The sequence below is a fragment of the Mesorhizobium sp. P2_A8 genome (genome assembly GCF_056404935.1).
Window position 1 is genome coordinate 135,732 of the sequence record NZ_JBFUDB010000003.1, and the last position, 24,802, is coordinate 160,533.

General features: G+C 62.7%; 24 protein-coding genes. 9 read left to right on the top strand and 15 right to left on the bottom strand.

Annotated features, from left to right (window positions below; all coding sequences use genetic code 11):
• Positions 1 to 5: 5 nt before the first annotated feature.
• The 5 genes from pldA to AC1D10_RS10250 form a co-directional block, all read right to left on the bottom strand.
• Entirely contained in the window at positions 6 to 812 is an 807-nt protein-coding gene (pldA, locus tag AC1D10_RS10230) for a 4-pyridoxolactonase (protein WP_477271194.1), read from the bottom strand.
• 45 nt (positions 813 to 857) lie between these two features.
• Entirely contained in the window at positions 858 to 1,793 is a 936-nt protein-coding gene (locus AC1D10_RS10235) for a putative B6 ABC transporter permease subunit 1 (protein WP_477271196.1), read from the bottom strand.
• Positions 1,794 to 1,796: 3 nt separating this feature from the next.
• A complete protein-coding gene (locus AC1D10_RS10240; RefSeq protein ID WP_477271198.1) occupies positions 1,797 to 2,894 on the bottom strand; it encodes a putative B6 ABC transporter permease subunit 2 in 1,098 nt (365 codons plus the stop codon).
• Positions 2,891 to 4,459: a putative B6 ABC transporter ATP-binding protein gene (locus AC1D10_RS10245; protein ID WP_477271200.1), complete on the bottom strand. Its 1,569-nt coding sequence runs from the start codon at positions 4,457 to 4,459 to the stop codon at positions 2,891 to 2,893. The genes AC1D10_RS10240 and AC1D10_RS10245 overlap by 4 nt, the downstream gene beginning before the upstream one ends.
• A 77-nt stretch (positions 4,460 to 4,536) precedes the next feature.
• Positions 4,537 to 5,565 (bottom strand): putative B6 ABC transporter substrate-binding protein, encoded by a 1,029-nt coding sequence (locus AC1D10_RS10250; protein ID WP_477271202.1) that lies wholly within the window; start codon positions 5,563 to 5,565, stop codon positions 4,537 to 4,539.
• 99 nt (positions 5,566 to 5,664) lie between these two features.
• On the opposite strand from AC1D10_RS10250, the gene AC1D10_RS10255 reads away from it, so the two are divergent.
• Complete coding sequence (locus AC1D10_RS10255) at positions 5,665 to 6,090, top strand: hypothetical protein (protein ID WP_477271204.1); 426 nt, start codon at positions 5,665 to 5,667, stop codon at positions 6,088 to 6,090.
• 39 nt (positions 6,091 to 6,129) lie between these two features.
• On the opposite strand, the gene AC1D10_RS10260 is transcribed toward AC1D10_RS10255, so the two are convergent.
• The 9 genes from AC1D10_RS10260 to AC1D10_RS10300 all read right to left on the bottom strand — a co-directional run bounded on the left by AC1D10_RS10260 (position 6,130) and on the right by AC1D10_RS10300 (position 15,219).
• Complete coding sequence (locus tag AC1D10_RS10260) at positions 6,130 to 7,140, bottom strand: ABC transporter substrate-binding protein (protein ID WP_477271206.1); 1,011 nt, start codon at positions 7,138 to 7,140, stop codon at positions 6,130 to 6,132.
• A 36-nt stretch (positions 7,141 to 7,176) separates the two neighbouring features.
• Positions 7,177 to 7,992, bottom strand: a complete 816-nt coding sequence (locus AC1D10_RS10265) for an ABC transporter permease (RefSeq protein ID WP_477271208.1) — start codon at positions 7,990 to 7,992, stop codon at positions 7,177 to 7,179.
• Entirely contained in the window at positions 7,989 to 8,819 is an 831-nt protein-coding gene (locus AC1D10_RS10270) for an ABC transporter ATP-binding protein (protein WP_477271210.1), read from the bottom strand. The genes AC1D10_RS10265 and AC1D10_RS10270 overlap by 4 nt, the downstream gene beginning before the upstream one ends.
• Before the next feature lie 127 nt (positions 8,820 to 8,946).
• Positions 8,947 to 9,876 (bottom strand): 5-formyl-3-hydroxy-2-methylpyridine 4-carboxylate 5-dehydrogenase, encoded by a 930-nt coding sequence (fhmpcd1, locus tag AC1D10_RS10275; protein WP_477272072.1) that lies wholly within the window; start codon positions 9,874 to 9,876, stop codon positions 8,947 to 8,949.
• A complete protein-coding gene (locus tag AC1D10_RS10280; protein ID WP_477271212.1) occupies positions 9,876 to 10,496 on the bottom strand; it encodes a glutathione S-transferase family protein in 621 nt (206 codons plus the stop codon). Before AC1D10_RS10280 ends, fhmpcd1 begins: the two co-directional genes overlap by 1 nt.
• Positions 10,497 to 10,520: 24 nt before the next feature.
• Positions 10,521 to 10,928, bottom strand: coding sequence for a RidA family protein (locus AC1D10_RS10285; protein ID WP_056582478.1), 408 nt, complete (start codon positions 10,926 to 10,928; stop codon positions 10,521 to 10,523).
• A gap of 9 nt (positions 10,929 to 10,937) precedes the next feature.
• Positions 10,938 to 12,071 (bottom strand): LVIVD repeat-containing protein, encoded by a 1,134-nt coding sequence (locus tag AC1D10_RS10290; RefSeq protein ID WP_477271215.1) that lies wholly within the window; start codon positions 12,069 to 12,071, stop codon positions 10,938 to 10,940.
• 76 nt (positions 12,072 to 12,147) lie between these two features.
• Complete coding sequence (locus AC1D10_RS10295; RefSeq protein WP_379093305.1) at positions 12,148 to 13,299, bottom strand: cupin domain-containing protein; 1,152 nt, start codon at positions 13,297 to 13,299, stop codon at positions 12,148 to 12,150.
• 291 nt (positions 13,300 to 13,590) lie between these two features.
• Positions 13,591 to 15,219: a GMC family oxidoreductase gene (locus AC1D10_RS10300; RefSeq protein WP_477271217.1), complete on the bottom strand. Its 1,629-nt coding sequence runs from the start codon at positions 15,217 to 15,219 to the stop codon at positions 13,591 to 13,593.
• Positions 15,220 to 15,419: 200 nt separating this feature from the next.
• Here AC1D10_RS10300 and AC1D10_RS10305 point away from each other — a divergent pair, with 200 nt between their 5' ends.
• Positions 15,420 to 16,097, top strand: coding sequence for a FadR/GntR family transcriptional regulator (locus AC1D10_RS10305; protein ID WP_477271219.1), 678 nt, complete (start codon positions 15,420 to 15,422; stop codon positions 16,095 to 16,097).
• Positions 16,098 to 16,140: 43 nt separating this feature from the next.
• Positions 16,141 to 17,682 (top strand): GMC family oxidoreductase, encoded by a 1,542-nt coding sequence (locus AC1D10_RS10310; protein WP_477271221.1) that lies wholly within the window; start codon positions 16,141 to 16,143, stop codon positions 17,680 to 17,682.
• A gap of 142 nt (positions 17,683 to 17,824) precedes the next feature.
• Here AC1D10_RS10310 and derI read toward each other — a convergent pair whose 3' ends face one another.
• Positions 17,825 to 18,265, bottom strand: a complete 441-nt coding sequence (gene derI, locus AC1D10_RS10315; protein WP_477271223.1) for a D-erythrulose-4-phosphate isomerase — start codon at positions 18,263 to 18,265, stop codon at positions 17,825 to 17,827.
• Positions 18,266 to 18,521: 256 nt separating this feature from the next.
• On the opposite strand from derI, the gene AC1D10_RS10320 reads away from it, so the two are divergent.
• The 6 genes from AC1D10_RS10320 (at position 18,522) to dhaL (ending at position 24,627) form a co-directional block, all read left to right on the top strand.
• On the top strand, positions 18,522 to 20,000 hold the full coding sequence (locus AC1D10_RS10320; protein WP_379093317.1) for a sugar ABC transporter ATP-binding protein: 1,479 nt from the start codon (positions 18,522 to 18,524) through the stop codon (positions 19,998 to 20,000).
• 40 nt (positions 20,001 to 20,040) lie between these two features.
• Positions 20,041 to 21,045, top strand: coding sequence for an ABC transporter permease (locus AC1D10_RS10325; RefSeq protein ID WP_477271226.1), 1,005 nt, complete (start codon positions 20,041 to 20,043; stop codon positions 21,043 to 21,045).
• An 84-nt stretch (positions 21,046 to 21,129) separates the two neighbouring features.
• A complete protein-coding gene (locus AC1D10_RS10330; RefSeq protein WP_477271228.1) occupies positions 21,130 to 22,116 on the top strand; it encodes a substrate-binding domain-containing protein in 987 nt (328 codons plus the stop codon).
• 61 nt (positions 22,117 to 22,177) lie between these two features.
• Positions 22,178 to 22,948 carry an SDR family oxidoreductase gene (locus AC1D10_RS10335; protein ID WP_477271230.1) on the top strand — a complete coding sequence of 257 codons (771 nt, stop codon included), beginning with the start codon at positions 22,178 to 22,180 and terminating at the stop codon, positions 22,946 to 22,948.
• Between the two features lie 21 nt (positions 22,949 to 22,969).
• Positions 22,970 to 23,962: a dihydroxyacetone kinase subunit DhaK gene (locus AC1D10_RS10340; RefSeq protein WP_477271232.1), complete on the top strand. Its 993-nt coding sequence runs from the start codon at positions 22,970 to 22,972 to the stop codon at positions 23,960 to 23,962.
• A gap of 11 nt (positions 23,963 to 23,973) precedes the next feature.
• Positions 23,974 to 24,627: a dihydroxyacetone kinase subunit DhaL gene (gene dhaL / locus AC1D10_RS10345; RefSeq protein WP_477271234.1), complete on the top strand. Its 654-nt coding sequence runs from the start codon at positions 23,974 to 23,976 to the stop codon at positions 24,625 to 24,627.
• Positions 24,628 to 24,802 lie beyond the last annotated feature (175 nt).

The following is a 24,802-nucleotide window of genomic DNA, read 5'->3' on the forward strand; positions in this document are numbered from 1 at the left end:
GACGGTCAGCCGTAGAATTGCGTGCCGGTCCTGTAGGTCTTGAAGTTGTCCATATCGTGCGAATACATCAGGTCGGCGCCATGGTCCTCGGCCAGCTTCTTCACCTTGCGCATCGAATTGACGCCCGCCACCGGATCGATGTGGAAAGCCGCCTGGCACAACGTTTCAAGGCTCTTCTGCGTATAGGCGGCATCGATCGTGAACATGATCGGCTTGCGCTTGGGGAACTCCACCAGGAGGCTGTAGTGGCCGATCGAATGGCCAGGCGTCGAGATCAGCCTGACGCCCCTTGCAAGGTCGACGTCGCCATCGATGCCCTCGAAGGTCGAGTTGGCGCGCGTCGTGCCCTCCAGCAACTGCGCGGTCGCGCCGCGCGCCTCCGCCGCTTCCGCCGAGAAGCTCAGGTCGGAATAGCCGAGGTGTTCGAAAGGCTGCGGATTGCAGGCCTGCGGCACCTCACTGCGGTGGCAGATCTTCTTGGCGTGCGGAAAGTACTTGTTGCCGCCGCAATGGTCGAAGTGGAAGTGCGAATTGACGACGACGTCGATGTCCTTCGGTTCGAGGCCGAGCAGCGCCAGGGCGCCGGGGATGGTCTGGTGCTTTTCCTGGATCGGCTTTTCGAACGGCAGTACCTTCATCACGTGATCGTAGTCGTAGCCGGTGTCGATGAGAAACCGGCCCTCGGCATGCTCGATCAGGATGGAATAGACGGGGAAGCGCACTTCGCCGCCAGGGCCCCTGTTCCAGAACACGTGATATCCGTCGAGAACGAGCGAGCCGCCGTCGAGCAGGTAGACCTTGGTATCCGACATTCTTGCCTCCTGTTTGGCGCGGGTCCCGTCCGCGCTTGATTGTGATCAGCGCGCGCCGCGCTCGTATGGAATGCCCAGCGCTGCCGGCAGACTGGCGCGCCGGCCGAACAGCACCAGCATGATCATCACCGCCAGGAACGGCAGCATCTGGATGATGTCGGTCGGTATGTTGATGCCGGCCACCTGCATTGCTGTCGTCAGCGACAGGCAGACCCCGAACAGCAACGCGCCGAACAGCACCCAGATCGGGCGACCGCGCGCCAGCATGGCCAACACGATGCCGAGAAAGCCTGCGCCATTGGTGATGAAAGGAATGAATAGCCCGGCCCCGACATTGGCGAGATAGGCGCCGCCAAGCCCGGCCAGTGCTCCGGTCGTCAACACGGCGATGGTGCGGGTTCGCACGACGTCGATGCCGGCGACATCGAGCGCGGCCGGCTTGTCGCCCGCAGCCTGCAGGTTGAGGCCCAGTTGTGTGCGCCGGTAGACGTAGCGCATGCCGAAAACCAGCGCGACCGCCAGATAGACGATCAGATGCTGTTTGAAGAACGCAGGGCCGATGACCGGAATGTCCGAAAGCAGCGGAATGACCGTCGCGTCCGCTGCCGGCAGGCGCGGATAGCTGCGCGAAAACTGGAAGTGATGGAGCAGTGCCGTCAGACCTTCCAGTCCCAAGGTCAGTGCGATACCAATGACGATCTGGTTCAGCCCGATGCGCACGCAAAGCAGCGCCATGACAAGCGCCACCGCTGCGCCGCCGGCGGCACCGGTGAGAAAGCCCAGCCACAGCGACCCGGAATAGAAGGCGCCGACAAAGCCGAGATAGGCGCCGGCCAGCATCATGCCTTCGATGCCGATATTGAGCACGCCCGCCTTCTCGGACATCTGCTCGCCGAGCCCGGCAAGCAGCAGCGGGATCGCCGCGGTGACGGCGCCGAACAGGAGCGCGCTGAGAAAGACTTCGCTGAAGAGCCCGGTCATGCCCTAAGCCCTCCGCGACTGGTTGTAGCGGTGATCGAAATATTCGGCGAGCGCGAGCACGATCAGCACGATGGAGACCAGCACCAGCGTGAAATGATTGGGTACGCCGAGCCGCCGAGCCGCACTCTCGCCGCCGATCGAAAGCACCGAAAGCAGGAACACGAAACCGATGGCGGCAAAGCCGTTCATGCGGGCAAGAAACACCGCGGGAATAACGGCAAGCCCGTAGGCGGGATTCCAGTCGGCGCGGACATTGCCCTGGACGCCGATGATGTCGACGGCGCCGGCTAGGCCGGCAAGTCCGGCCGAAATGGCGAAGACGGCGATGGTCAGGCCGGGCACGCCAAGCCCCGAATGAATCGCCGCGCGCGGGTTGGCGCCGACGATCCTCAGCTTCAGCCCGAACGCCGTGCGCGTCATCACCAGATGCACGATGATGATCGCCGCAAGTCCAAACAGCAGGCCGCTGGTAATGGTTGTTTCGAACAGGCGCGGCAGCCGGTCTTCCACCGGCAGCGTGCGGGTCTGCGGCACGGTCGTGCCAGGATCGCGAAACACCAGCTTGACCAGCACATTGGCAAGCGACGTCCCGAGGAACGTCATCATCAGCGTGGTGATGATCTCGTTGACGCCCTGATAGGCACGCAGCAGGGCCGGCACCAGCGACCAGATCATCGCCACCACCATGGCAATGAGGAACGCGCAGATCAGCGCCAGCCAGGATGGCATGATCTGAACGAACACCGGAGCACTGGCGGCCGCCGTCACCGCGCCGAGCAGGAACTGGCCGTCGCCGCCGAGATTCCACATGCCGGCGCGAAAGGCCACGATCAGGCCAGCGGCAAGGAAGAGCAGCGGCGCCATGCGCGTCAGCGTCTGCTGGATGCCGAGCGGCGAGAACAGGCCTTTCTCCAGCACGTAGCCATAATAGGCGAGCGGGTCGACGCCGACGGCAAGCAGGATGCAGCCGGCTATGACGAGGGCGGCAAGGATCGGGCCGAGGGTCATCAGCAGCCGGTGCAGAATGTCGCGGCGCGTCGCCGCCCCGCTCGTCGCATCGAGCGCGGTAGCACTGACCGTGGGTGCGGTGTCGATGCTCATGCGGCAAGTCCGATCATCAGGCGACCGACCCTGGTGCGGGCATCGTCGGCGTTCGCGACGGTGCCGACCAGCGCTCCGTTGGCGATGACGGCGATGCGGTCGCACATGCTCAGCAATTCCTCGAGGTCGGTGGAGATCAGCAGCACGGCAAGGCCGCGCGCGGCCGTGTCGCGGATGCGCTGGCGCGACGCCACGGTGTTGGCGAGATCGAGGCCATAGGTCGGCTTGTTGAAGATCACCACCTTGGCGCCTTCTGCCAGTTCTCGCGCCAGAAGCACCTTCTGGATGTTGCCGCCGGACAGCCGCGCGACGGGCGTCTTCAGGCTTGGCGTACGCACATCGTATTCGCGCACCAGCTGGGCGGCGCGCCTGTCGATCTCCGCGCGCTGCTCGACGCCGTTGCGCCACAACGGCGCTGCGCCGACCTGCTTGAGAAAGAAGTTGATCGAAACCGGGAAGGTTCCGACAGTGCCCTCGCCCAGCCGGTCGTCGGTCAGGTAGCGCAGACCGCGCTGGCGGCGTTCGCCGACGCTCAGCGCCTCGATGGCAACGCCCTCCAGCCTCACCGAACCGCCCGTCGCCGCGCGCTGGCCGGCCAGTGCCTCCGCCAACTGCTTCTGGCCGTTGCCGTCGATGCCGGCTATGCCCAGGATCTCGCCAGGGCGGATGTCGAAGGAGATCGACGACAGGCCGGGCGCATTGTCCGTCGGGGCGACCGCCAGATCCGCGACCTGAAGCAGCGGAGCCGCTTCGGCGCGGACAGTGCGGACAGGACGTTCGACAGCTTCCGGATCATCCTTCTGCTTGCCGAACATCAGTTCCACGATCTCCGAGATGATCTCCTGTTCGCCCAGCGCGCGAAACCGCTCGGGCGGGATCTCGCCGACCTTGCGGCCGAGCTTCAGCACCGAGATGCGGTCGCCGAAGGCCGCCGCCTCCTTGAGCTTGTGGGTGATGAAGACGATCGCCAGGCCCTGCTCGACGAGGCGACGCATCAGCGCGCCCAGTTCGTCGATGCCTTTGGGCGTCAGCATGGAGGTGGACTCGTCGAGAATGAGCAACCGGCTGTTGCGGACCATCGCGCGCAGGATTTCGACCTGTTGCTGTTCGCCAAGCGAAAGCTCCGACACCTTGGCATGCAGCTTCACCGTGATCCCGAGTGTGCGGGTGATCTCGGCGACACGCGCCGCCAGTTCCTCGGTCCTGGGCCGCTGCCACCAGGGCCCACCAAGCAACAGGTTCTCAGCCACGGTCAGCGTCGGCACCAACATCATGTGCTGGAAGACAGTGCCGATGCCGAGCGACAAGGCATGGCGCGGCGAGGTGATCGGGGTCGGTTTTCCGTCGACCAATATGCGCCCCTCGTCCGGCTGCTGCAGGCCGGACAACATGCCGATCAACGTCGATTTTCCGGCGCCGTTCTCGCCGAGCAGCACATGCACCTCACCCGGACGGATCGCCAGGTCGATGCCGTCATTGGCGACGATGCCGGGGAACCGTTTGGTCACGCCTTCGAGCGCGACGATGTCGCGCACGACAACAGACGATGAAGAAAAAATGCTCATGAAAGCCCAGCACCAGAAAATGGGAATCGTCCGGAGGGGTGAACGGATCACCCCTCCGGCAGCCGACCTTGATCGCCTTACTGGGCGACGCTTGTCATCAGCGCCCGGACGGCGGCCGCGTCATAGACCGGATCGACCTTGATCTTGCCGGAAATGACGTCTTCGCGCAGCGCCTGGATTTCGGCCCAGACATTGTCCGGGATCGCCGCGGTTTTCAGCAGCTTGACCGAGTCATCCTGAAGGCCGATCGTATAGTGTTTGGTGCCGAACGTGTCGGCCTTCAGATCGGCAATCATCGCCGCATAGACCGGCTCGATGTTCCACACCACCGACGACAGCAGGAAGCCCTTGTCGATCGACGATTTGTCGCCGATGACGTCGATGAAATAGACCTTGCCGCCATCGGCGGCCTTGGTCGTCTCGACCGCCTGCAGCATGCCGAAGCTTGAACCGTTGCCCTGGCCGAAGATGATGTCCGCGCCCGCCGCGATCACGCTTTCAGTGACGCGCTTGCCGCCGGCCGCATCACTATAGGCGGCGGGTCCGATCACCGCATAGGTGATCTTGACGTCCGGCTTCTCCGCCTTCACGCCTTGCGCGAACGCCGCCGACTGCGAATTCCACGATGGCGGTTCGCCCGACACCACGATGCCGACCGACTTGGAGCGTGACATCTTGGCGGCGAGGCGGCCGGCGAGATAGGCGCCCTGGTGGCCGCTCAGCGTGTAGTCGGCGACGAGGCCCTTCTCCAGGCCGGTCGGCGTGTCGACGATCGCCACCGGAACTTTCAATTCCTTGGCGATCTCGGGAGCCGAGGTGTTGTAGCCACTGGCGTGGGCGATCAGCAGGCTGGCGCCGTCGGACGCAAGTTCCCGCAATGTCGGACGAACGTCGCCATAGCCGAGGCCCTGGGCGACGACCACTTCGACGCCGGCGGCTTTGCCTGCCGCCTTGGCGGCGTCGATGCCTTGCTGGTTCCAGCCAAAATCCGTGCCCTCTTCGGGTGTCAGAATAGCAATCGACTTGACCTCGGCGGCAAGCGCGCCGCCCATCAAGACGCCACTCAATATAGCTGCACTTACACTGCTCTTAAGAAGCTTTAACATGTTACCCTCTCTGTTTGATCTACCAATCATTATTCTTATTGTTATTGCGCGAAAGCGAGATAGACTGCATAGGCAAATTGCATATGGAGTTCAGGCAAATTGAAGATCCGTTATGTCCTTCCGGTGGCGCTGGCGTTCTCCTCCTTCGCCAGCGCGGTTGAGTTGCACCATGTCACCGTCCGCACGGGCACCGACGGGCTCGACTTGGTGCCGCTGACGATCTCGAATGCGGGCAGCGAAGGGCTGTCCTGCAACGCCGACTTCGCCCACTGGTATTCGGCGGGGATCGCAACGGTCGAACCGGGCAGAAGCGCCCGCATCGAACTCTGGTTCGATCGGAAGACCGGCACGTTCACGATCCTCAACGACAAGCGCGAGAACCTGCCCGTCGAGCGGCTCTGGTGCGGCCTGTCGGGCCGCGCATATGCCACCCGCGTGCAGATCACGCTAAACCGCGCCGACGCGGTGAAAGGCGAGCGTGCCGTGTCCTGCGCCATGGCGCAGGACAGTCTGCTCTGCCGGTAGGCGCTCATCGAGCCGTCCGTTCGAACACCGCGCGCCCCCTTATTCTTTTGCCAGGAATGCGTCGGTGAAGACATCGTCCGCCGACAACGCCGCCTTGAGCACGCCCTGATCCGTCAGCGTCTTCAAGGTTTCCTCCCACTGCGTCTTCGTCATCCAGCCGAGACCGTGCTCGTTGGTGTCGGGGCTGTTGAACGTCGATGCGATGTCGGCGTTGATCTGCGCCAGCAACACATCCTTCTTTTCCGCATAGCCGGGCGCTGCCTTGGCCGTGATCTCGGCGGCCTCATCCGGATGAGCCACGACATAGTCGAAGGCCTCCCTGTAGGCCTTGACGAAGCGGCGCACGACGTCCGGCTTGTCCTTGATCATCGTCTGCGAGGTGAACAGGCCCGAGCCATAGGCCTTCCAGCCGTAGTCCGCCCCCATCATGATGCTGAGCGAGCCGGGGCCTCCGGCTTTGGCCTCCAGTTCGGGAACCTCCGCGTCGACATAACCGACGACGGTCTGAACCCGGCCGAGGAGCAGGTAGCTTTCATAGGGCGGCGAGACGCTGTTCAGCGTCATGTCCTTTTCGGTCAGGCCGTTGGCGGCCAGGAAGCCCTTGAAGAAGATATAGGTGGAGCCGGCTGGATGAATGCCGATGGTCAGTCCCTTGAGATCGGACGGCTTTGCCAGCTTCAGCGTCTTGGCCAGCGAAATGATCCCCAGCGGTGACTGCTGATTGACAGCCGCCAGCGCCACGACCGGAACATTCTGCGAGCGCGCAACGGCGAGCGTGGGAAGATCGCCGAAGCCGAAATCAGCGTTCTCATTGCCCACCAGCCGCATTGCGTCGGGCGAACCGGAGCCCTTGCGGATCTCGGCCACATCGATGTCGTTCTTGGCGAAGAAGCCTTTTTCCTTGCCGACGAAGAACATGGCGTGGTTGCCGCGCACCACCCAGTCGAGCTGGACGTTGACCTTGTCGGCCGCCAAAGCCGCGTTGGAGAAGCCGATAGCACCGACAACCGCCGCGAAGGCAGCGGCCTTGATAAGTGAGCGTCTCAGCATTGTTGTTCCCTTGTATGATTTTGGTTGTTCGAAGGCCTAGGCCTGGCTGAATTTGGGTGCCCAGGGCACCACGATGCGTTCGAGAATTTCGGCGGCGTAGTAGAAGGCGATGCCGAGCACGGAAACGAGCAGCAGCGCCGCAAAGACCAGCGCCGTATCGAGCTGGGTCGAAGCGAACTGGATGACGTAGCCGAGACCGTCCGAAGCGCCGGCAAATTCGCCGACAATGGCGCCGATCACACTCAACGTGGCGGCGATCTTGGTTCCGGCCATCAGGTTCGGCAGCGAGTGCGGAACGCGGATCCTGAACAGGATCTGCGTCGGACTGGCACCGACCGAATTCATCAGCGACAGCAGCGAGCGGTCGACCGATTGCATGCCCGCCAGCATCGACAATGTCACCGGGAAGAAGGCGATGACCAGGATCAGGCCGATCTTGGGTGCCAGCCCGTAGCCGAACCAGAGGATGAAGATCGGCGCGAGGGCCACCTTGGGCACGTTCTGGAACAGCACCACCAGTGGGTACAGCGCGCGCCCCAACCAGTCGAAGCGGACAATGACCAGCGCAATGGCAATGCCGACCACGACCGAGACCAGGAAGCCGAACAGGATCTCGCCTGCCGTCACCAGGGTCGCCTTCATCAGCGTGCCCCATTGCGCGACCAGCGATTGCGCGATTTCGGACGGGGCGGGAACGACGAAGGCGGATATGGAAAATATCCGCACGGCAGCTTCCCACGCCGCGATTGTCGCCAGCAGGAGGATGACCGCGGGAAGCCAACTGCCTGTCGCCGCGCTCCAGTTCGAGACGAGCCGCGGCTCGGAAAGATCCGTGATGCTTTGCTCGCTCAAGATACGCCTCCCGGTTGATGGCTGGCGCGCAGCATCGTCCGCAACTGAACCACCAACCTGACGAACTCCGGATCCTCCGTGACCGAAAGGTCGCGCGGATAAGGCAGTGCAATGTCGAGGCTCTCGGTAATCCGCCCCGGCTTGATCCCCAGCACATGAACATGGCGGGACAGGTGAATGGCCTCGTCGATGGAATGGGTGACGAGCACGATGGTCTCGCCGGTGCGCTGCCAGATCTCCAGCAGCGACTGGCCCATCGCATCGCGGGTGATGGCGTCAAGCGCGCCGAACGGCTCGTCCATCAGCAGCACCGCCGGATCGAGCGCCAGGGCGCGTGCGATGGCGACCCGCTGCCGCATGCCACCCGACAGTTCGTTTGGGCGCTTGTGGGCGGAATCGCCCAGTCCCACCAGTTCCAGCATCTCCTGCCCGCGCGCCCGCAAGTCCGAGCGCGACAGCGACTTGTCGGCGATACCCAGCAGCATCGAGGCATTGTCGACGGCGTTCTTCCACGGCAGCAGATTGGCGTCCTGGAAGACGAGGCCGATCATCCGCTTGCGCGCCGCCTCGGTCGGAGCGAGCCCGGCGATCGAAACGCTGCCCTGGCTCGGCTGCACCAGCCCGGCCAGCACCTTGAGCAAGGTGCTCTTCCCGCAACCGGAGGGGCCGATAAGGGAGACAAACGACCCCTTTGGCACCGAAAGATCGATGTTCTGGAGGATCAGTTGCCGGGCCATCACCACCGAAACGCCTTTGGCGGAGATCAGATCTTCATGGCGGATATGGGCTGGCCTGTCGCCGGCGGCTCGAATGGTTTCAATGCGCATGGCTTGTCGCCCCGCGCATTGTCATCGGCCGCACCCGCAACGTGCGGCCCGCGAAGGCAGGCTTCGCACAACGGACCAACCGGAACTCCCCACCCTGGCCAGCCTCGTGCGCACGATGTGACATTGGCTACTCCCGGCCTTCCAGGATGCGCCGCACCGCGACGAGCTTGCGTGCCCGTTCGCCTTGCAGCGCCTTTGTCTGCTCGGGCGTGTAGGAGAACATGCCCTCGCCCGATTTGATGCCGAACTTCGACGCAGCGGTCTTCTCCAGCACCATTGGCGCGACATCGTCGCGATTGGAGAGATCGGCGTTCAGGAAGGACGAAACCGATTTGTAGATATCGAGGCCCGCCATATCGAGCAGCGCCATCGGGCCGATGACGGCGATCTTGTAGCCGATGCCCCACGACACGCAGGTGTCGAGATCTTCCGGCTCGATGACGCCGCGCTCGACGAGGTCGACCGCCTCCCGCAGCAACGCATAGAGGACGCGGTTCTCGACGAAGCCCGGAACATCCTTTTTCACCACCACCGGCAGCAGGCCGAGCGAGCGAATGAGGTCGCGGATCGTCGCCACGGTTTCAGGCGCGGTCTTTTCGCCGCCGATCACCTCGATCATCGGTATGATGTGCGGTGGGTTCGACCAGTGCATGCCGACCATCCGCCCGGGATGCGAGATATGCGCCTGCAGCTTGGTGATCGGAATGCCCGACGTGTCGGAGGCGACGATGACAGACGCGTCGATCAACGGATCGATGTCGCGATAGGCCTGCGCCTTGATGTCGATATTCTCCGGCACATTCTCGATGACCAGTTCGGCGCCATCGACGGCTTCGGCGATCGTCTCGACGAAACGCACGCTGCCGGCGCCTGTCCCGGGCGCCTTGATGTCGAGACGGTCGAGCACCCCGCCGGCAAGATCAAGCATGCCGCGGGCACGCTCGACCGCCGCCGGCGAAACATCATACGCCGTGACATCGAGCCCGCCGCGCGAAAGCCGCGCGGCGATGCCCGGCCCCATCGTTCCCAATCCGATGAGAGCGGCGCGCTTGATCATCATGCGGCCTTTGCCGGGGCAGCGGCGGTTGCCGCCTTGAAGGCTGGTCGAGCGGCGATCGCAGCCACCCAACGCTCCAGATTGGGCATCGACGGCCGGTCGATCTTGAAGTCGACGCAGCGCTTCAGGATCGGCGCGCAGGCGATGTCGGCAAGGGTCAGCTTGCCGAGCGCCAGGAAGTCCTTGCCGGCCAGGTGGCCGTCGACGATCTTGAGCTGCGCCACAAGGTCCTTCACCTGTTCCTTGTATTCGGCGGTCTGTTCCTCAGGTGTCAGCTTGGCGCCCTTGAAGGCCGCCAGGTAGCCGGGATTGACCGCCGCCAGCAGGAAGTCCATCCAGCGCTCGACCTCGGTCTTTTCCGCCGGCGTGGCGCCAGTCAAATGTTCGCCGCCGGATGCCGCGAGATAGCGCAGGATGGTGTTGGACTCCCAGATCACGGTGCCGCCGTCGACCAGCGTCGGGACCTTGGAGGTCGGGTTGAGCGCCTTGTATTCGGCCGTCTGCGTGTTCTCGAACTGGCGGCCATAATCCTCGCGCTTGTAGGATGCCCCAAGCTCCTCGAGCATGAAGAGCACCTTCTGGACGTTGCCTGATGTCTGGCGGCCTAAGAGCTTGTACATGTCATCTCCTCGATTGTGTCGTGCCTACTTGCCGGCCGGCAGCGGCTTGTAGACGATGGCGTCCATTTCGATCTTGGTGTTGATGACCGCCTTGGCCTCGACGGTCGTACGCGCCAGCACGGCGTCGCCGATCCCTTCGAGAAACGCCTTGTTGTAGCGGCCGAAATCGCGCGTATCCTCGAGATAGGTGGTGATCCGCACGACATCGGACAGCGTCGCGCCTTCATGCGCGATAACGCGCGCGATGGTCTTCAGCGTGGCCAGCGTCTCTTCCTCGATCGTGCCGCTGATCATGTTGTTGTTTTCGTCCTTCGGCACCTGGCCGGAGACGAAGATGAAATCGCCGGCCCGCACAGCCGGATGAAACGGCAGGTTCGGGTTCTTGTTGCCGATGGCGTAGTGGCTGGCGGATTTTCGCGTGCTGTCGCTCAATGCCTGCTCCTAGAGAACGCTGGTTTCGATGATGTCGACGCCACGGATGCGGTCGATCAGGTAGACAATGCCGCGATCGTCGATGGTCACGTCGTTGGACGAGGAACGCTCCGCACCCTCCGGCGCGTCGGGCATGAAATGGCCGACTTCCTTTGGCGCGAACGGGTCGACGATGTCGACCAGCCGCAGTCCCTGCGCGAACCATGCAAACGGAATGACCGTTCCCTTGAACCGTTCGGAAGGCTGATGGCAGCCGGTCATCTGCGGCTGCGGTGAACCATCCGTGTCGAGGCCCGGCACCTGGAAGGTCGAAATCGGCAACGGGTTGGTCTCGTCGGTGATGTCGTAGATCCAGGTGAAGGCCGGCGCCGATGGCCGAAGCTTGGCGACATCCTCATCCGCCACCACCATGATGTTGCGACCCTTGAGCAGCTGCGGGATGGGCAGGCATGTATGCGTGGGATGCGGAAAGCTCGGGCTCGAATTGACGTGCGAGATCAGCTTCGGCTTGGAGATGTCCGAAATGTCGAGGATGAACAGGCCGTGATGCCAGTAGCTGACATAGAGCCGGTCGCCCATGCGCAGCGGATGGTGGCAACGCGGCGTGACATAGTCATGCCAGGGGTATTCTTCGCCACCGCCGGTCCATTGGCCGGGAATCCACCAGCGTCCGACCTCGACCGGCTTCGTGGGATCGATCAAATCGAGGATCATCACGATATTGCCGACATAGCCATCGGCGGTCGGCGAGATATAGGCGTAACGGCCGTCGAAGTCATAGCGGTGGACGCCCTTGCCGCCGGTTATCCATTTCGAGATGAGCCTGGGCTGTGATGGCTTGGTGGTGTCGTAGAGCGCCAGTCCGCCGCCGAAGTCGGCCGGGCCGTCGCTGCCGAAGCGCTCGTGATTGATGATCATCAGCCCGTCCTTGGCGCGCACCTTGTGCGAGTGCCAGCCGGGGGGGACATCGATCGTCGTTATCTTGCGCGGATTGCGCGGGTCGGAAATGTCGACCAGCGTCGTGCCGCTCGGCGGCCGCATGTGGCCGATATAGAGGATGTTGCCATCGACCCAGACCTGACCGCCGCCCGGACAGTCGACATGACCGATCTGCTTGGTGTTGAACGCCGAAACCAAATGCATGCGCCTTTGCTGCTGAAACGTCGTTTTCGATGTCGCGCCGCCATGGCGGCGCGACATTCTTGCCGGAGGACGAGGATCAGGCGAGGCGAAGCAGATCGCCGGCCTGGTTGCGGCCCCAGCGCTTGTAGAGGAGCAGCGCCTTCTGGGTCGGCGCATCGGTGGCGCCGAAGAAGATCACCGGCTCGCTAGAGGAGCCGTTGACATGTTCGACCCACGATCCGCCGGGTATGGCGATCGTGTCGAACTGGTTCCAGTCGTAACGCTTGCCATCGATGATCGAATGGCCGTTGCCGCGGAAGGGCGCCAGCAGCAGGCTGGCGGTTTCACGCTGCGGCAAGGTCTTCTCGCCAGGGCGCAGCATCTGAGCGTAGAAATTGATGGTACGGAAGACCGGCCCGCCTGTGCTCGGATCGACGTAATCGACGACGATGCCTTCATGAGGGTCGCCATCCCAGTCCTTGTGGGCATCGAGGACCGCTTCCATCTTCTCCCAGCGATAGACATACATCGGCGACGACAGGCCGCCACCGCGCTTGTGGTCGACGAAACGCGGCATCAGGCCACCCTCGCCATAGATGCGCTGTGAGTAGTCGCTCGGATAGCGGGCGGTCTGCACCTTCTTCTCGACTTCCTTGCCGTCGACCATCTCGGTGTATTTGTGGTCGAAATGGACGGCGTGCAGCGTCTCGACCAGCGGCAGGTCGAGCACCGACAGGTTGACCGCCTGCTCGCCGCCCACCGTGCCGTGATTGTGCCAGGCGTCGTTGGGCGTCAGCACCATGTCGCCCGGGCCGAAGACCACGTCCTCGCCCTCGACGCCGGTGAAGTTGCCCTTGCCGGTCAGGCCGAAGCGGATGGCGCTCGGCGAGTGCTTGTGCGGCGGCATGATCTCGTCCGGATCGTTCAGGCGGTAGGCGGTGTACATCGTGCTGACCGATGCGCGTTTGGGCGCAAGGCCCGGATTGACCAGGATCAGCGAACGGCGCTCGCTGTCGTCCATGGTCACCAGTTCGGCGGCGCGCTGCAGCAGCGGCTCGATGTCCGAATAGGACCAGACGAAAGGAATGGCCTTCGACGTCGCCATCAGCTGCTTGATCTCGTCATGGTCCACGCCTTCCGACGTCGCCCAGAACGGAAACATGTTCTTTTCGTAGAGGGCGTCGTAGAGGCCCTTGAGTGCTGCTTTCTTGTTGGTGAGCGTATCGTTAGCTGGTTGCGCCAGGGACATGTCGGACACCTCTTGTCACGCAGAAAATGCTTCTAACCAACTCAACCGTATTCGCATTGGTTTTGCTCGACAATCCCCAAATTGCGAAATTTAAAAGTTTTTGGTTGAGACGCATTTTCGAACGGCAAATGCCCAAAAATGGGCAGAAATGACGCGAAAATAGCACAAAGACTGCTCAAACCTGCAAGTTGCGTCCAACCCGTCACGGCCATGTAGGATCACATGGCAGCCCAACCAAATGCAGATTTTAATCTCAACCAAAAGATATTGGTTGCATTTCAGCCGTCACTATCAGGCCGCCACGCTCTGTTGAGCGCGGCTGCGGATCAGGTCGGCGGCCTTTTCGGCGATCATGATGACCGCCGCATTGATGTTGCCGCAGACGAGATCCGGCATCACGGAGGCATCCACGGCACGAAGTCCGGCAACGCCGCGCACCCGCAATTCCGGATCGACGACGGATTCCGCATCGACACCCATACGGCAGGTGCCGGCCGGATGGTGCACGGTGATCGATGTCTTGCGGATATGCTCGTCGATCTCTTCGTCGCTCTCGCATTTGGGGCCGGGGAAGAATTCCGCGCCAACGAACGGGGCCATGGACGGCTGGCTGGCAAGGTTGCGCGCAACACGAAAGCCGGCGCGAAGCGACTGCCAGTCGCGCTGCGAAGACAAGAAGTTCTGATGGATCAGCGGCGCGGCGAACGGATCGCTCGACGCCAGGTTGACGCTGCCACGGCTCTCCGGCTGCACGGCGACGATACGCGTTGCAAAGCCATCGGCGAACGGCGCCTTGAACGGCGACATGTAGGGCCACGCCCCAAGCGGTGCAGCGGTGAAAAGCAGCTGTACGTCCGGCAGCGGCCGGCTTGCATCGCTTTTGAGGAACGCGACGACACCGCCGGGCACATCCCCCGAAAAGCCCTTGCCCGTTAGATAGGTCTTGACGAAATCCAGGCCGATGCGATCGGCCCGCATCATCCTGAGAAATGGTCCTGGCTGCTTGCGCCGATACATCACGATGACCGAAACATGGTCCTGCAAATTCTTGCCGACCTGCCGACGATCGACCTTCGTCTCGATACCATGTGCCGCGAGTTCAGCTCCGTCACCGATCCCCGACAGCATCATGAGTTGCGGCGTGTTGATGACGCCGCCGGCAAGCAGAACCTCGCGCCGCGCGAGAGCTTCATGCCCCGCCCCGCCTCTGGTATAGGCAATACCGGTAGCGCGCCCATCCTTCAGCAGGATCTTCGTCGCCATCGCGCCGGTCAGCACCTCGAGATTGCCGCGGCGCATGGCCGGGCGCAGATAGGCGGACGCGGTCGAGCAGCGGCGGCCGTTTTCGATCGTCATCTGCAGGCGGCCAAAACCTTCCTGCTCGGCGCCGTTGTAGTCGTCGGTCTGCGGATATCCCGCATCACGGCTGGCCGTGGCGAAGGCATCGATCAGTTCATCCTTGTAGCGGCAGAACTGGGTGTTCAGCGGTCCGCTGCCCCCGCGATACTGGCTTGCGCCCTTTTCCCAGCGCTCCTGCTTCTTGAAATAGGGCAGCACCTTGTCGAACGACCAGTCGCTCAGTCCGGTTGCCGCCCAGCGATCGTAATCGCCGCGATTGCCGCGCACATAGGCCATGGCATTGGTTGAAGACGAGCCGCCGATGACCTTGCCGCGCGCGCATTCGACCTTGCGGCCGCCGACATTGGCCTCGGGTTCGCAGAAATACATCCAGTCGTGGCGGCGCTCGGTCAGGATCTTGCCCCAGCCGAGCGGGATGTGAATCATCGGATCGCGGTCCCAATCCCCCGCCTCCAGCAGAAGCACCGAAACCGCAGGGTCCTCAGTCAGCCGGTTTGCCAGCACGCAACCGGCCGAACCCGCGCCGACAATGACGTAGTCAAAGGTTTCGTCAGCCGGCATCCATGACCCTCGGGAGAAGGACAGCCGCGATGGCAGCCGTCAACGAAGTCAGTCAACCATCGCGCAACTGGTGTTGTCAACCACCGCATGTGGATGTAGATTGGTTGAATTGGTTGAGTGCCGTTTCCATCAGGTTTCGTGTCACAATATGATAACCGGACGCTGAGTCGGCGCCTGCCGATCGGACAGGAGATTTGGTTTTGAGCGCATTCGAGCCGCAGGTGGAAGCATCGGATCTCGACGACATCATTGCCGCAGTGCGCCAGTTGCAACAGGGCGGCGGCAAACTTCCGTCCGAGCGCGACCTTGCAGAACATCTGAGCGTAAAGCGCCATCAGCTTCGCAAGGCGCTTGAAGTGCTGCGTCATGCGGGCGATCTCAAACCGGCGCGCGCCAGGCGGGCGCCGACCGCCCTTCCAAGATACGGGGAGGAACTTGTCAGGGTGACCAACCCGATCGAGGTTCTGGAATTGCGCCTGATCATGGAGCCGGGCCTTGCCAGGTTGGCGTCGCTGCGCGCGTCCTCGTTCGAGACGGCGCGGATCATGGACGCGGCAACCACGCCGGAGAATGCTCCATCGGGTGAGGTCGACTTCGCCTTCCATCTCGCGATCGTCGCTGCTGCCCGCAACCATCTCGCGGCAGAATTCTACAAAATGTTGCGTCAGGTCGGTGTCGACGCGCGGGTGAAGGTTGCACGCACCGCCGCTCCTACCTGCCCCAAGCGGATCGCCCAGCGCGACGGCGAGCACCGCCTGATCGCCGAAGCGATATCGCAGCGCGATCCCGAAGCGGCGGAGGCGGCAATGCGCGCGCATCTGTTGTCCGTGCAGAGGCAGATCATGGAACGATCGAATGCCGGCGCCTTCGCCGCGTGATCGCATCATCGCGTGAGATTGAGCCTGTGCGGGGAATTTCAAATTGAAACGTCATTTCGACGTGCTGGTGATCGGCGCGGGATCCGCCGGCTCGGTTGTTGCCAGCCGGCTCAGTGAAGACCCGTCGTGCCAGGTCGGCCTGATCGAGGCCGGGACGATGCCGGCTGACCCCGATATCGCCGACCCGCTGAAATGGACGATGCTCCAGGGCCGCGCCTACGATTGGGCCTACCGGACCGTGCCGCAGCCGTTCACCGCCAACCGCGTCCACGAGTGGCCACGCGGCAAGATCGTCGGCGGCTCGAGCTGCCTGCATGCGATGGCCTATGTGCGCGGCCATCCCGACGATTTCGAACCCTGGGCGCAAGCCGGCGGCGAGCGCTGGTCCTATCAGGGATTGCTGCCGGGCTTCATCCGCAGTGAAGCCTTCACGGCCTTCGCCGGGCCGACACGCGGCAGGAGCGGCCCGCTGGACGTGTATCTGCCGGACGCCGAGGTCAGTCCGGTCGTGCGTGCCTACATCGCGGCCGGGCACGCCTTGGGTGCCCCCATACTGAGCGACCACAACAGCGGCGAACTGGTCGGCACCAGCCCCAACTCCCTCAACATACGCGACGGCAAGCGCGTGAGCGTCGCCGACGCCTATCTGCCGCCGCGAGTCATGGCGCGGCCGAACCTGACCTTGCTCACCGGCCACGAGGTCGAGCATCTCGTGCTGGACGGCCACAAGGTCACGGGCGTGATCGTGGTGTGCGAGGGGCAGACCAGAACGCTGTCCGCCGACCGGATTGTTCTTTGCGCCGGCGCCGTGTCAACGCCGCTCATCCTCATGCGGTCGGGCATTGGTTGTGCGGATACCCTGAAGCAGGCGGGGATACGCTGCCTTGCCGACCGACGCGATGTCGGCCGCAACCTGCAGGACCATCTGCTGGCTCTTGGGAATGTCTACAGCACGAAAAAGCCGGTGCCGCCGTCCCGCCTGCAGCACTCCGAATCGCTGATGTACCTGCATGGTGACGACCCGGCCCGTTCGTCGGGAAGTCCCGACGTGGTGCTCGCCTGCGTCGTCGCGCCGTCAGCGGCCGAGGGCCTGAATGCTCCGCCCTACGGCTCCGCCTTTACGATCCTGTGCGGCGTTACCCATCCGACAAGCCGCGGGCGCATCGCACCGGGCGGGCCCGGCCGTAACGATGCGCCGGTGATCGATCCGCATTATCTCGAAACCGAACACGACCGCAGGGTCTTCAGGACGGCCTTGAAAAGGGCGCGCATGGTCGGCCATCATGCGGCTCTCGACGAATGGCGCGATGCGGAAGTCCTGCCCGGTATATCGGCTCAGTCCGACGACGAGATCGATGCCTTCATCGCCAGCGCTGCCTCCACCCATCATCATCCGGCCGGCACATGCCGGATGGGTGGCGATGCCGACGCCGTCGTCGACCCCGATTTGCGGCTGAACGGCTTCGACAACATCTTTGTCGTCGACGCCTCGGTGATGCCGGCGATCCCGAGCGGACCGATCAACGCCGCAATCGTCGCCGTTGCGGAAACCTGGGCAGCGTTGGCGGCGCACCGGAAATCCTGACAATGCCAGCAGTCGCAAGCTCGGTTCACCGTTTCACGGAAACGCTGAACCACTCCAGCTCTTTGTTTTGACGCAATTCCCTAAGGGAAAGCGCTACGCGCTTTTCCCGGGGAAACCGGTTCCCACTTTTCCTGGAATTGCTCTAACCCTTGATTTGGTCAAGCCGATCAACCGCCTTGACGTTCTCCGCCGAAGGCCCGGTTGGATCGAAGTTGGACGCCAGATACTTGTCGACGATCGCCTTCGCCAGTTCCGGGCCTATCACACGCGCGCCCATGGTGATGATCTGCGCATTGTTGGACTTGGCAGCACGTTCGGCCGAATAGGTATCGTGGGTCAGTGCGGCGCGTATCCCCGGCACCTTGTTGGCGGAAATCGAAACGCCGATGCCGGTTCCGCAGAACAGCAGACCGCGGTCGAATTCGCCTTCAACCACCTTTCGAGCAACCGTCTGCGATATGTCGGCATAGAAGCCCGGCTGACTGAGATCGGTTAGCGTGATGCCGGTCTTTCCGGCCAGATGCGCTGCAATCACATCGAGAAGCGGCTTTCCCCCACTGTCGGCGCCGATAGCGATCTTCATAGGCTCCCTTCCTTTCGATTTTGGGCTGGTTCTCCGCACCATGCCGACAACGCGCCGTCTTGCGCCTGGGCCCTGGGCGTCCGCGGGGGCATTCGATCCGCGGCCAACGGGGTGGCATTCATAGTCTCATCCACCGCTTGACATTTGTCGAGTGCTAATCGACTATTGTAAAAATCGACACCAAGAAGAAAGAGCATTCGTGTCGATCGGCTCGCGCCAAGGAGGGGTGTCGAGCAGCCGTGGGAGGAGAAACGACGTGGAATTTTTGCTCGAGGTGGAAGGGCTGAAGAAGTCCTTTGGTGGCGTCGCAGCCTTGCGCGAAGGCCGCTTTCAACTTCGCGCCGGCACGGTTCACGCACTCTGCGGCGGCAACGGCGCCGGCAAGTCGACCTTCCTCAAGATACTGATGGGTATCTTCAAGCGCGATGCCGGCTCAATCCGCCGCCGCGGCAAGGACGTGGAGTTCGCAAGCCCGGCCGACGCATTGGCCTCGGGCATTGCCATCATCGAACAGGAGCTCAGCCCTGTCCCTCACATGACGGTTGCGGAGAACATCTATCTTGGCCGCGAGCCTTCCGGGCGGTTCGGAGGCATCGACTTCCGGGCCATGAACCGGTCCGCGCAAAAGCTGCTGGACGATCTCGAATTCGACATTCGAGCCACGCAGTACATGATGAATCTCTCCGTCGCGCAGATGCAGCTCGTCGAGATCGCCAAGGCGCTCAGTCACGATGCCGAGGTCATCTTCATGGATGAGCCTACATCGGCGATCGGCGAGCGCGAGGCACAGCACCTCTTTGCCGCGATCCGACGCCTGCAGGCCCAGGGCCGCGGCATCGTCTACGTTTCTCACCGGCTGTCGGAGATCTTTCAGATCGCCGACTCCTACACGGTCTTTCGTGACGGCGCCTATGTCGGCAGCGGGGCGCTTGCAGACATCGACCGGCACAATCTGATCCGCATGATCGTCGGCCGCGAACTGTCCGAGGAATACATCAAGACCAACACGCCCACCTTGGAAACCGTTCTCGAAGTTACCGCCCTCACCTGCCCGAACAAGATCGAAGATATCTCCTTCTCCGCACGAAAGGGCGAGATCTTCGGCATTTACGGCCTGATGGGGGCCGGCCGGACGGAGATTTTCAACTGCCTCTTCGGGCTCGACAAGCCTTCGGCGGGAAGCATCAAGGTCGACGGTACCGAGATCACCATTTCCAAGTCGGCGGATGCCATGGCGCAGGGACTGGCGCTGGTCACGGAGGACCGCAAGCTGACCGGTCTCAATCTCTCCGATTCCGTGCGCGCCAACATCTGCATGGCGAGCCTGCCGGAAATGAGTCCCGCCTTCGCCATGGATCGGGGGCGGGAGGCGCAAGCGAGCCGCGACATGCGGGAAAAGTTCCAGATCAAGGCCGCGCGCGACACGATGCCGGTTTCCGGCCTTTCAGGCGGCAACCAGCAGAAGGTGGTGCTCGCAAAGTGGTTCCTTCGCAACCCGAAGGTCCTGCTTCTGGACGAGCCGACCCGCGGTGTCGATGTCGGGGCCAAGCGTGAAATCTATCGGATCATCAGCGACTTCGCCGCCGCCGGCGGCACGGTCGTGATGATCTCGTCGGAAATCGACGAAGTTCTCGGCATGTCGGACCGCATCATGGTGATGCGCGCCGGCAGGAGCGCCGGGATCTACAGCCGGGAGGAAACGGATGCCCAATCACTCGTCCACCTATCAACCTGAACAGGGACAGGGTGTTCGTCCGGCAGCAGAGGAGTCAGGGATGTCGGTTGGAGACAACAAGAACACAAAGGGCTGGCTCGGTTCCGAGCAGCGCCGGCTGCTGATCCAGGAATACGGCATCTTCTTTGCTTTCCTGATCCTGGTTGCGGTTCTGTCGGTCTCCAACGAGTTCTTTTTGACGGCCGGCAACATCTCGAACGTGCTGCTGCAAACGTCGATCAACGGTGTCCTCGCCATCGGCATGACCTTCGTCATCCTGACCCGCGGCATCGACCTCTCGGTTGGCTCGGTCGTCGCGCTGGCCGGCCTCATCAGTGCCAGTTTCGTGACCACGTCGGCGACCGCGGGGATTTCCGGAGCGCCCTATCCAGTCGTCTTCGGCCTCGGCATCGGCCTGTTGGTGGGTGTTGCCTGCGGTGCCGTTTCCGGTGTGATCGTGTCGCGGTTCTCGGTACCGGCCTTCGTGGCGACGCTGGGCATGCTGTCGGCGGCGCGCGGACTGACTCTCATCTATGGTGGAGGCCGACCTGTTCCGGCGCTGACGCCGGCGTTTCGCTGGATCGGCACAGGCGACTTCCTCGGCATACCGGCCCCGGTCGTCATCCTGGCAGTTGTGTTTGCCGTCTCCTGGTGGATCCTCAACCGGACCCGTTTCGGCCGTTACATCTATGCCGTCGGCGGCAACCCTCACGCAGCCAGGACCTCGGGCATCAACATTACCCGCATACAGTTCGTCGTCTATGTCGTCTCCGGCGGTCTTGCCGGCCTCGCGGGAATGCTGCTCAGCGCCCGCACTGGCTCCGCACTGCCGCAGGCAGGCATTGCCTACGAACTGGACGCGATCGCTGCGGTGGTGATCGGGGGAACCAGCCTTTCGGGAGGGGTGGGCCGGGTGACCGGCACGCTGATTGGCGCGCTGATCATCGGCGTCATGAACAACGGCCTCGATCTGATGGGTATCCAATCCTACTACCAGCAAGTTCTCAAGGGCGCCCTGATCGTCGGCGCCGTGATGCTTGATCAGAAGAGAAACTACGGGGCCTGAGCCCCCTTCCGGGATCGGACCTGCACAACGCGTGTCCGTTGATAGGCGAACCATGTCGGTCGCTCACTTAAGTGGAGGTACGAAATGAAAACATTGATGATAGCGCTCGCATCCGCGACCGCGCTGCTGGCCTCGTCGGCCATGGCGCAGGAGAAGATCAAGATCGGCGCAGCGCCTTACGGGTTGAATGCGGAGTTCATGCAGATCTGGGCGGCAGCGCTTCAGGAGCACCCTGCCGTCAAGAGCGGTGAAGTCGAGCTGACGGTCTTCGACGGCCGCTATGATGCCCTGGTCCAGCAGGACCAGTTCAAGACGATGGTCACGCAGAAATACAATGCGATCATCTTCGCGCCGATCGATGTCGACGCCGGCGCGGCTGCCGTGCAGACGGCAGCCGACGCAGGCATCCCGGTTGTCGGTTCGAACACCCGCGTCAATTCTGATCTCCTGGCCTCCTATGTCGGCTCGGACGACACGATCTCGGGCTACATGGAAGCCAAGACCGTGCTCGACAAGATCGGCTGCAAGGGCAACGTCGTCATCCTCGAAGGACCAGTCGGTCAGTCGGCGCAGATTTCCCGTCTCGAAGGCAACAAAAAGGCGCTTGCTGAGTGCCCGGATGTCAAGATCCTCGAAGATCAGACGGCGAACTGGTCGCGCGCTGAAGCGCAGACGCTGATGGAAAACTGGCTCACCGCACACCCCAAGCAGATCAACGGCGTGATCGGCCAGAACGACGAAATGGCTCTCGGCGCCATCGAGGCGATCAAGGCCGCGGGCCTTGACGTGAAGAGCTTCGCCATTGCCGGCATCGACGGCATCACCGACGCGCTCCACGCCGTCAAGGCCGGCGAGATGACGTCGATCCTTCAGGATGCGCGCGCCCAGGCACAAGGTGCGCTCGATCTTGCCATCTTCAATGCCAAGAAGGGTGACTACAAGCCCCAGTCCGACATCTGGGTGACCTACAAGGACATGCCGTGGAAGGACGGCAAGGAAAAGATCTACAATGTTCCGTGGACCCCGGTGACGGCGGAGAACGTCGACAAGCTTCTTGCGACGCGCAAGTAATCCAGCCCGTGGGGTGTGCTCTCTCGCACACCCCACTTTCCAACAGGCCGAGAAGAGAACCATGACTGATTCCATACAGGTCGACCTCAATTTTTCACTTGGCGGCAAAGTCGCCCTGGTCACCGGCGGCGCCTCCGGCATCGGCAGTGCCATTGCGTCGGCATTTGCCTTCAAGGGAGCTGCCGTGGGCGTGATCGACATCAATGAATCAGTCGCGAAAGCGAAGGCCGACGAACTCGGCAACGGCGCGAAGTCCTTCGTCTGCGATGTCTCCAATCCGCAATCGGTGGATGCCGTGTTTGCTGCGGCGGAAGCCGCCTTCGGCCATATCGACATCGTCGTCAACAGCGCCGGTGTCGTCATGCTTGCTCCCGCCGAGGAGCTCAGCCTCGACGCCTGGGACAAGACCATCGCCATCAATCTCAAGGGGACGTTCCTGGTCTCCCAGGCCGCCGGACGCATCCTGATCAAAGCCGGCAAGGGCGGCAAGATCATCAACATGGCCTCGCAGGCCGGCACCGTCGCGATCGACCAGCACGTCGCCTATTGCGCCTCGAAATTCGGCGTCATCGGCCTGTCCAAGACGCTTGCCGCCGAGTGGGGCAAGCATGGCATCACCGTGAATACGATTTCGCCGACAGTGGTGCTGACCGAGCTCGGCAAGAAGGCGTGGGACGGGCCGCGCGGCGAGGCGCTGAAGCAGCGCATTCCGACCGGCCGCTTTGCCTTCCCGGAGGAAATAGCCGCCGCGGCGGTGTTCCTGGCATCGAACGGCGCCGACATGATCAACGGCGCCGACCTTCTGGTCGACGGCGGCTACACCATCATCTGACGGCGCAAGATTGGAGCAACAATGCAGCGGTTCATCAACAATCCCGACGAGGTCGTCGAGGATACGGTCAAGGGCTTCGTCAAGGCGCATGCCCATATCGTCAGGCTGGGTGGCAATCCCCGTGTCATCGTCGCCCGCCATGCACCGGTCAGCGGTAAGGTCGGCGTGATCACCGGCGGTGGCTCCGGCCATGAACCGGCCTTCATCGGCTATACGGGACGCAACATGCTGGATGCGGTCGCGGTCGGCGAGCTGTTTTCGTCACCGACGGCAAAGAGCTTCTTCGACGCCGCGCGCGAGGCCAATGGCGGCAAGGGTGTCGTCTGCCTCTATGGCAACTACGCCGGCGACAACATGAATGTGAAGATGGCCATCAAGCTCGCGGCCAAGGAAGGCATCGAGATCGCAACTGTCGTTGCCAACGACGATGTGTGTTCGGCGGGACCGGATGAGCGCGACAAGCGCCGAGGCGTGGCCGGCGAGATCTTCATGTGGAAATGCGCCGGAGCCAAGGCCGCGGAAGGTGCCGATCTGGCGGATGTCCGGGCGACGGCGCAAACGGCGATCGACAACTGCCGCTCGATTGGTGTTGGCCTTGGCCCTTGCACGCTGCCCGCCGTGGGGCACCCAAACTTCTCGATCGAGCCGGGCACGATGGAAGTCGGCATCGGGCATCACGGTGAGCCGGGTGTCAGGATCGAGCCGCTGAAGCCCGCGGCCGAGATTGCACGGGATATGGTCAAGATCGTCCTCGATGATCATGACCTTGCGGCCGGAACAGAAGTTGCGGTCCTTGTGTCCGGCCTCGGCGCAACGCCGGTCAACGAACTCTACATCCTCAACGACACGATCGAACAGGAGATCACCGGACGCGGGCTCAGCATCCACAAGACCTATATCGGCAACTATTTCACCTCGCTGGAGATGGTCGGCGCCACACTCACGGTCATGGCGCTCGACGCCGAATTGAAAAGGCTGCTGGATGTGGACGTCGATTGTCCCGCAAGGTTCTAGGAGACAAGCGAATGCAGCACTTTGACAACGCTTCCACTGGCGACATCGTTCTTTCGGTGGCGGACCGGATCATCGAAAATCGCGCCTATCTGAGCGAGATCGACGGCAAGATCGGTGACGGCGACCACGGCGTCAACATGGCCAAGGGCTTCGGCATGGCCGCGGAGAGGATCAGGGGCAACGACATGTCGCTGGCCACGGCCTTCGATACGCTGGGCACCGTGCTGATGACCGAGATCGGTGGTTCCATGGGGCCGCTGTATGGCGTCATGTTCACGCAGTTCGCCGAAACGATCGAAAAATCATCGTCAATCGATGCGAAGACTTTCAGCGCCATGCTCACCAGTGGTCTCGACGGCATCCAGGCCATCGGGTCGGCCAAGGTTGGCGACAAGACGCTTCTCGATACGCTCGTCCCGGCCATCGACGCCTTCAACAGCGCCGACGCCGACGGAAAGCCGTTCCCGGAAGCCCTGGATGCGCTGGTTGTCGCGGCAGAGAAGGGCCGCGACGGCACAAAGGACCTTGTGGCAAGGATCGGCCGGGCCAGCCGTCTGGGTGAACGCTCGCTCGGCGTCCTCGACGCCGGCGCCACATCCTGCGCGTTGATCCTGAAAGCCCTGGCGCTCGGTGCCAAGCAGAAAATGCAGCTGCCTGCGGCCTAGGTGCGTTGAATTTTGAAGTATGCTCCTCCCGAGCAATGGCTCCCGGCTGATCTCCCAGCCGGGAGCAAGCCAGAGCATGATCCCGAAAAGTGGAATCCGGTTTTCGGACAAGATCATGCTCAAACAAAAGCCAGAGCCCCATCGCTCTGGTGCATGATCCGGAGCAAGATTGAGA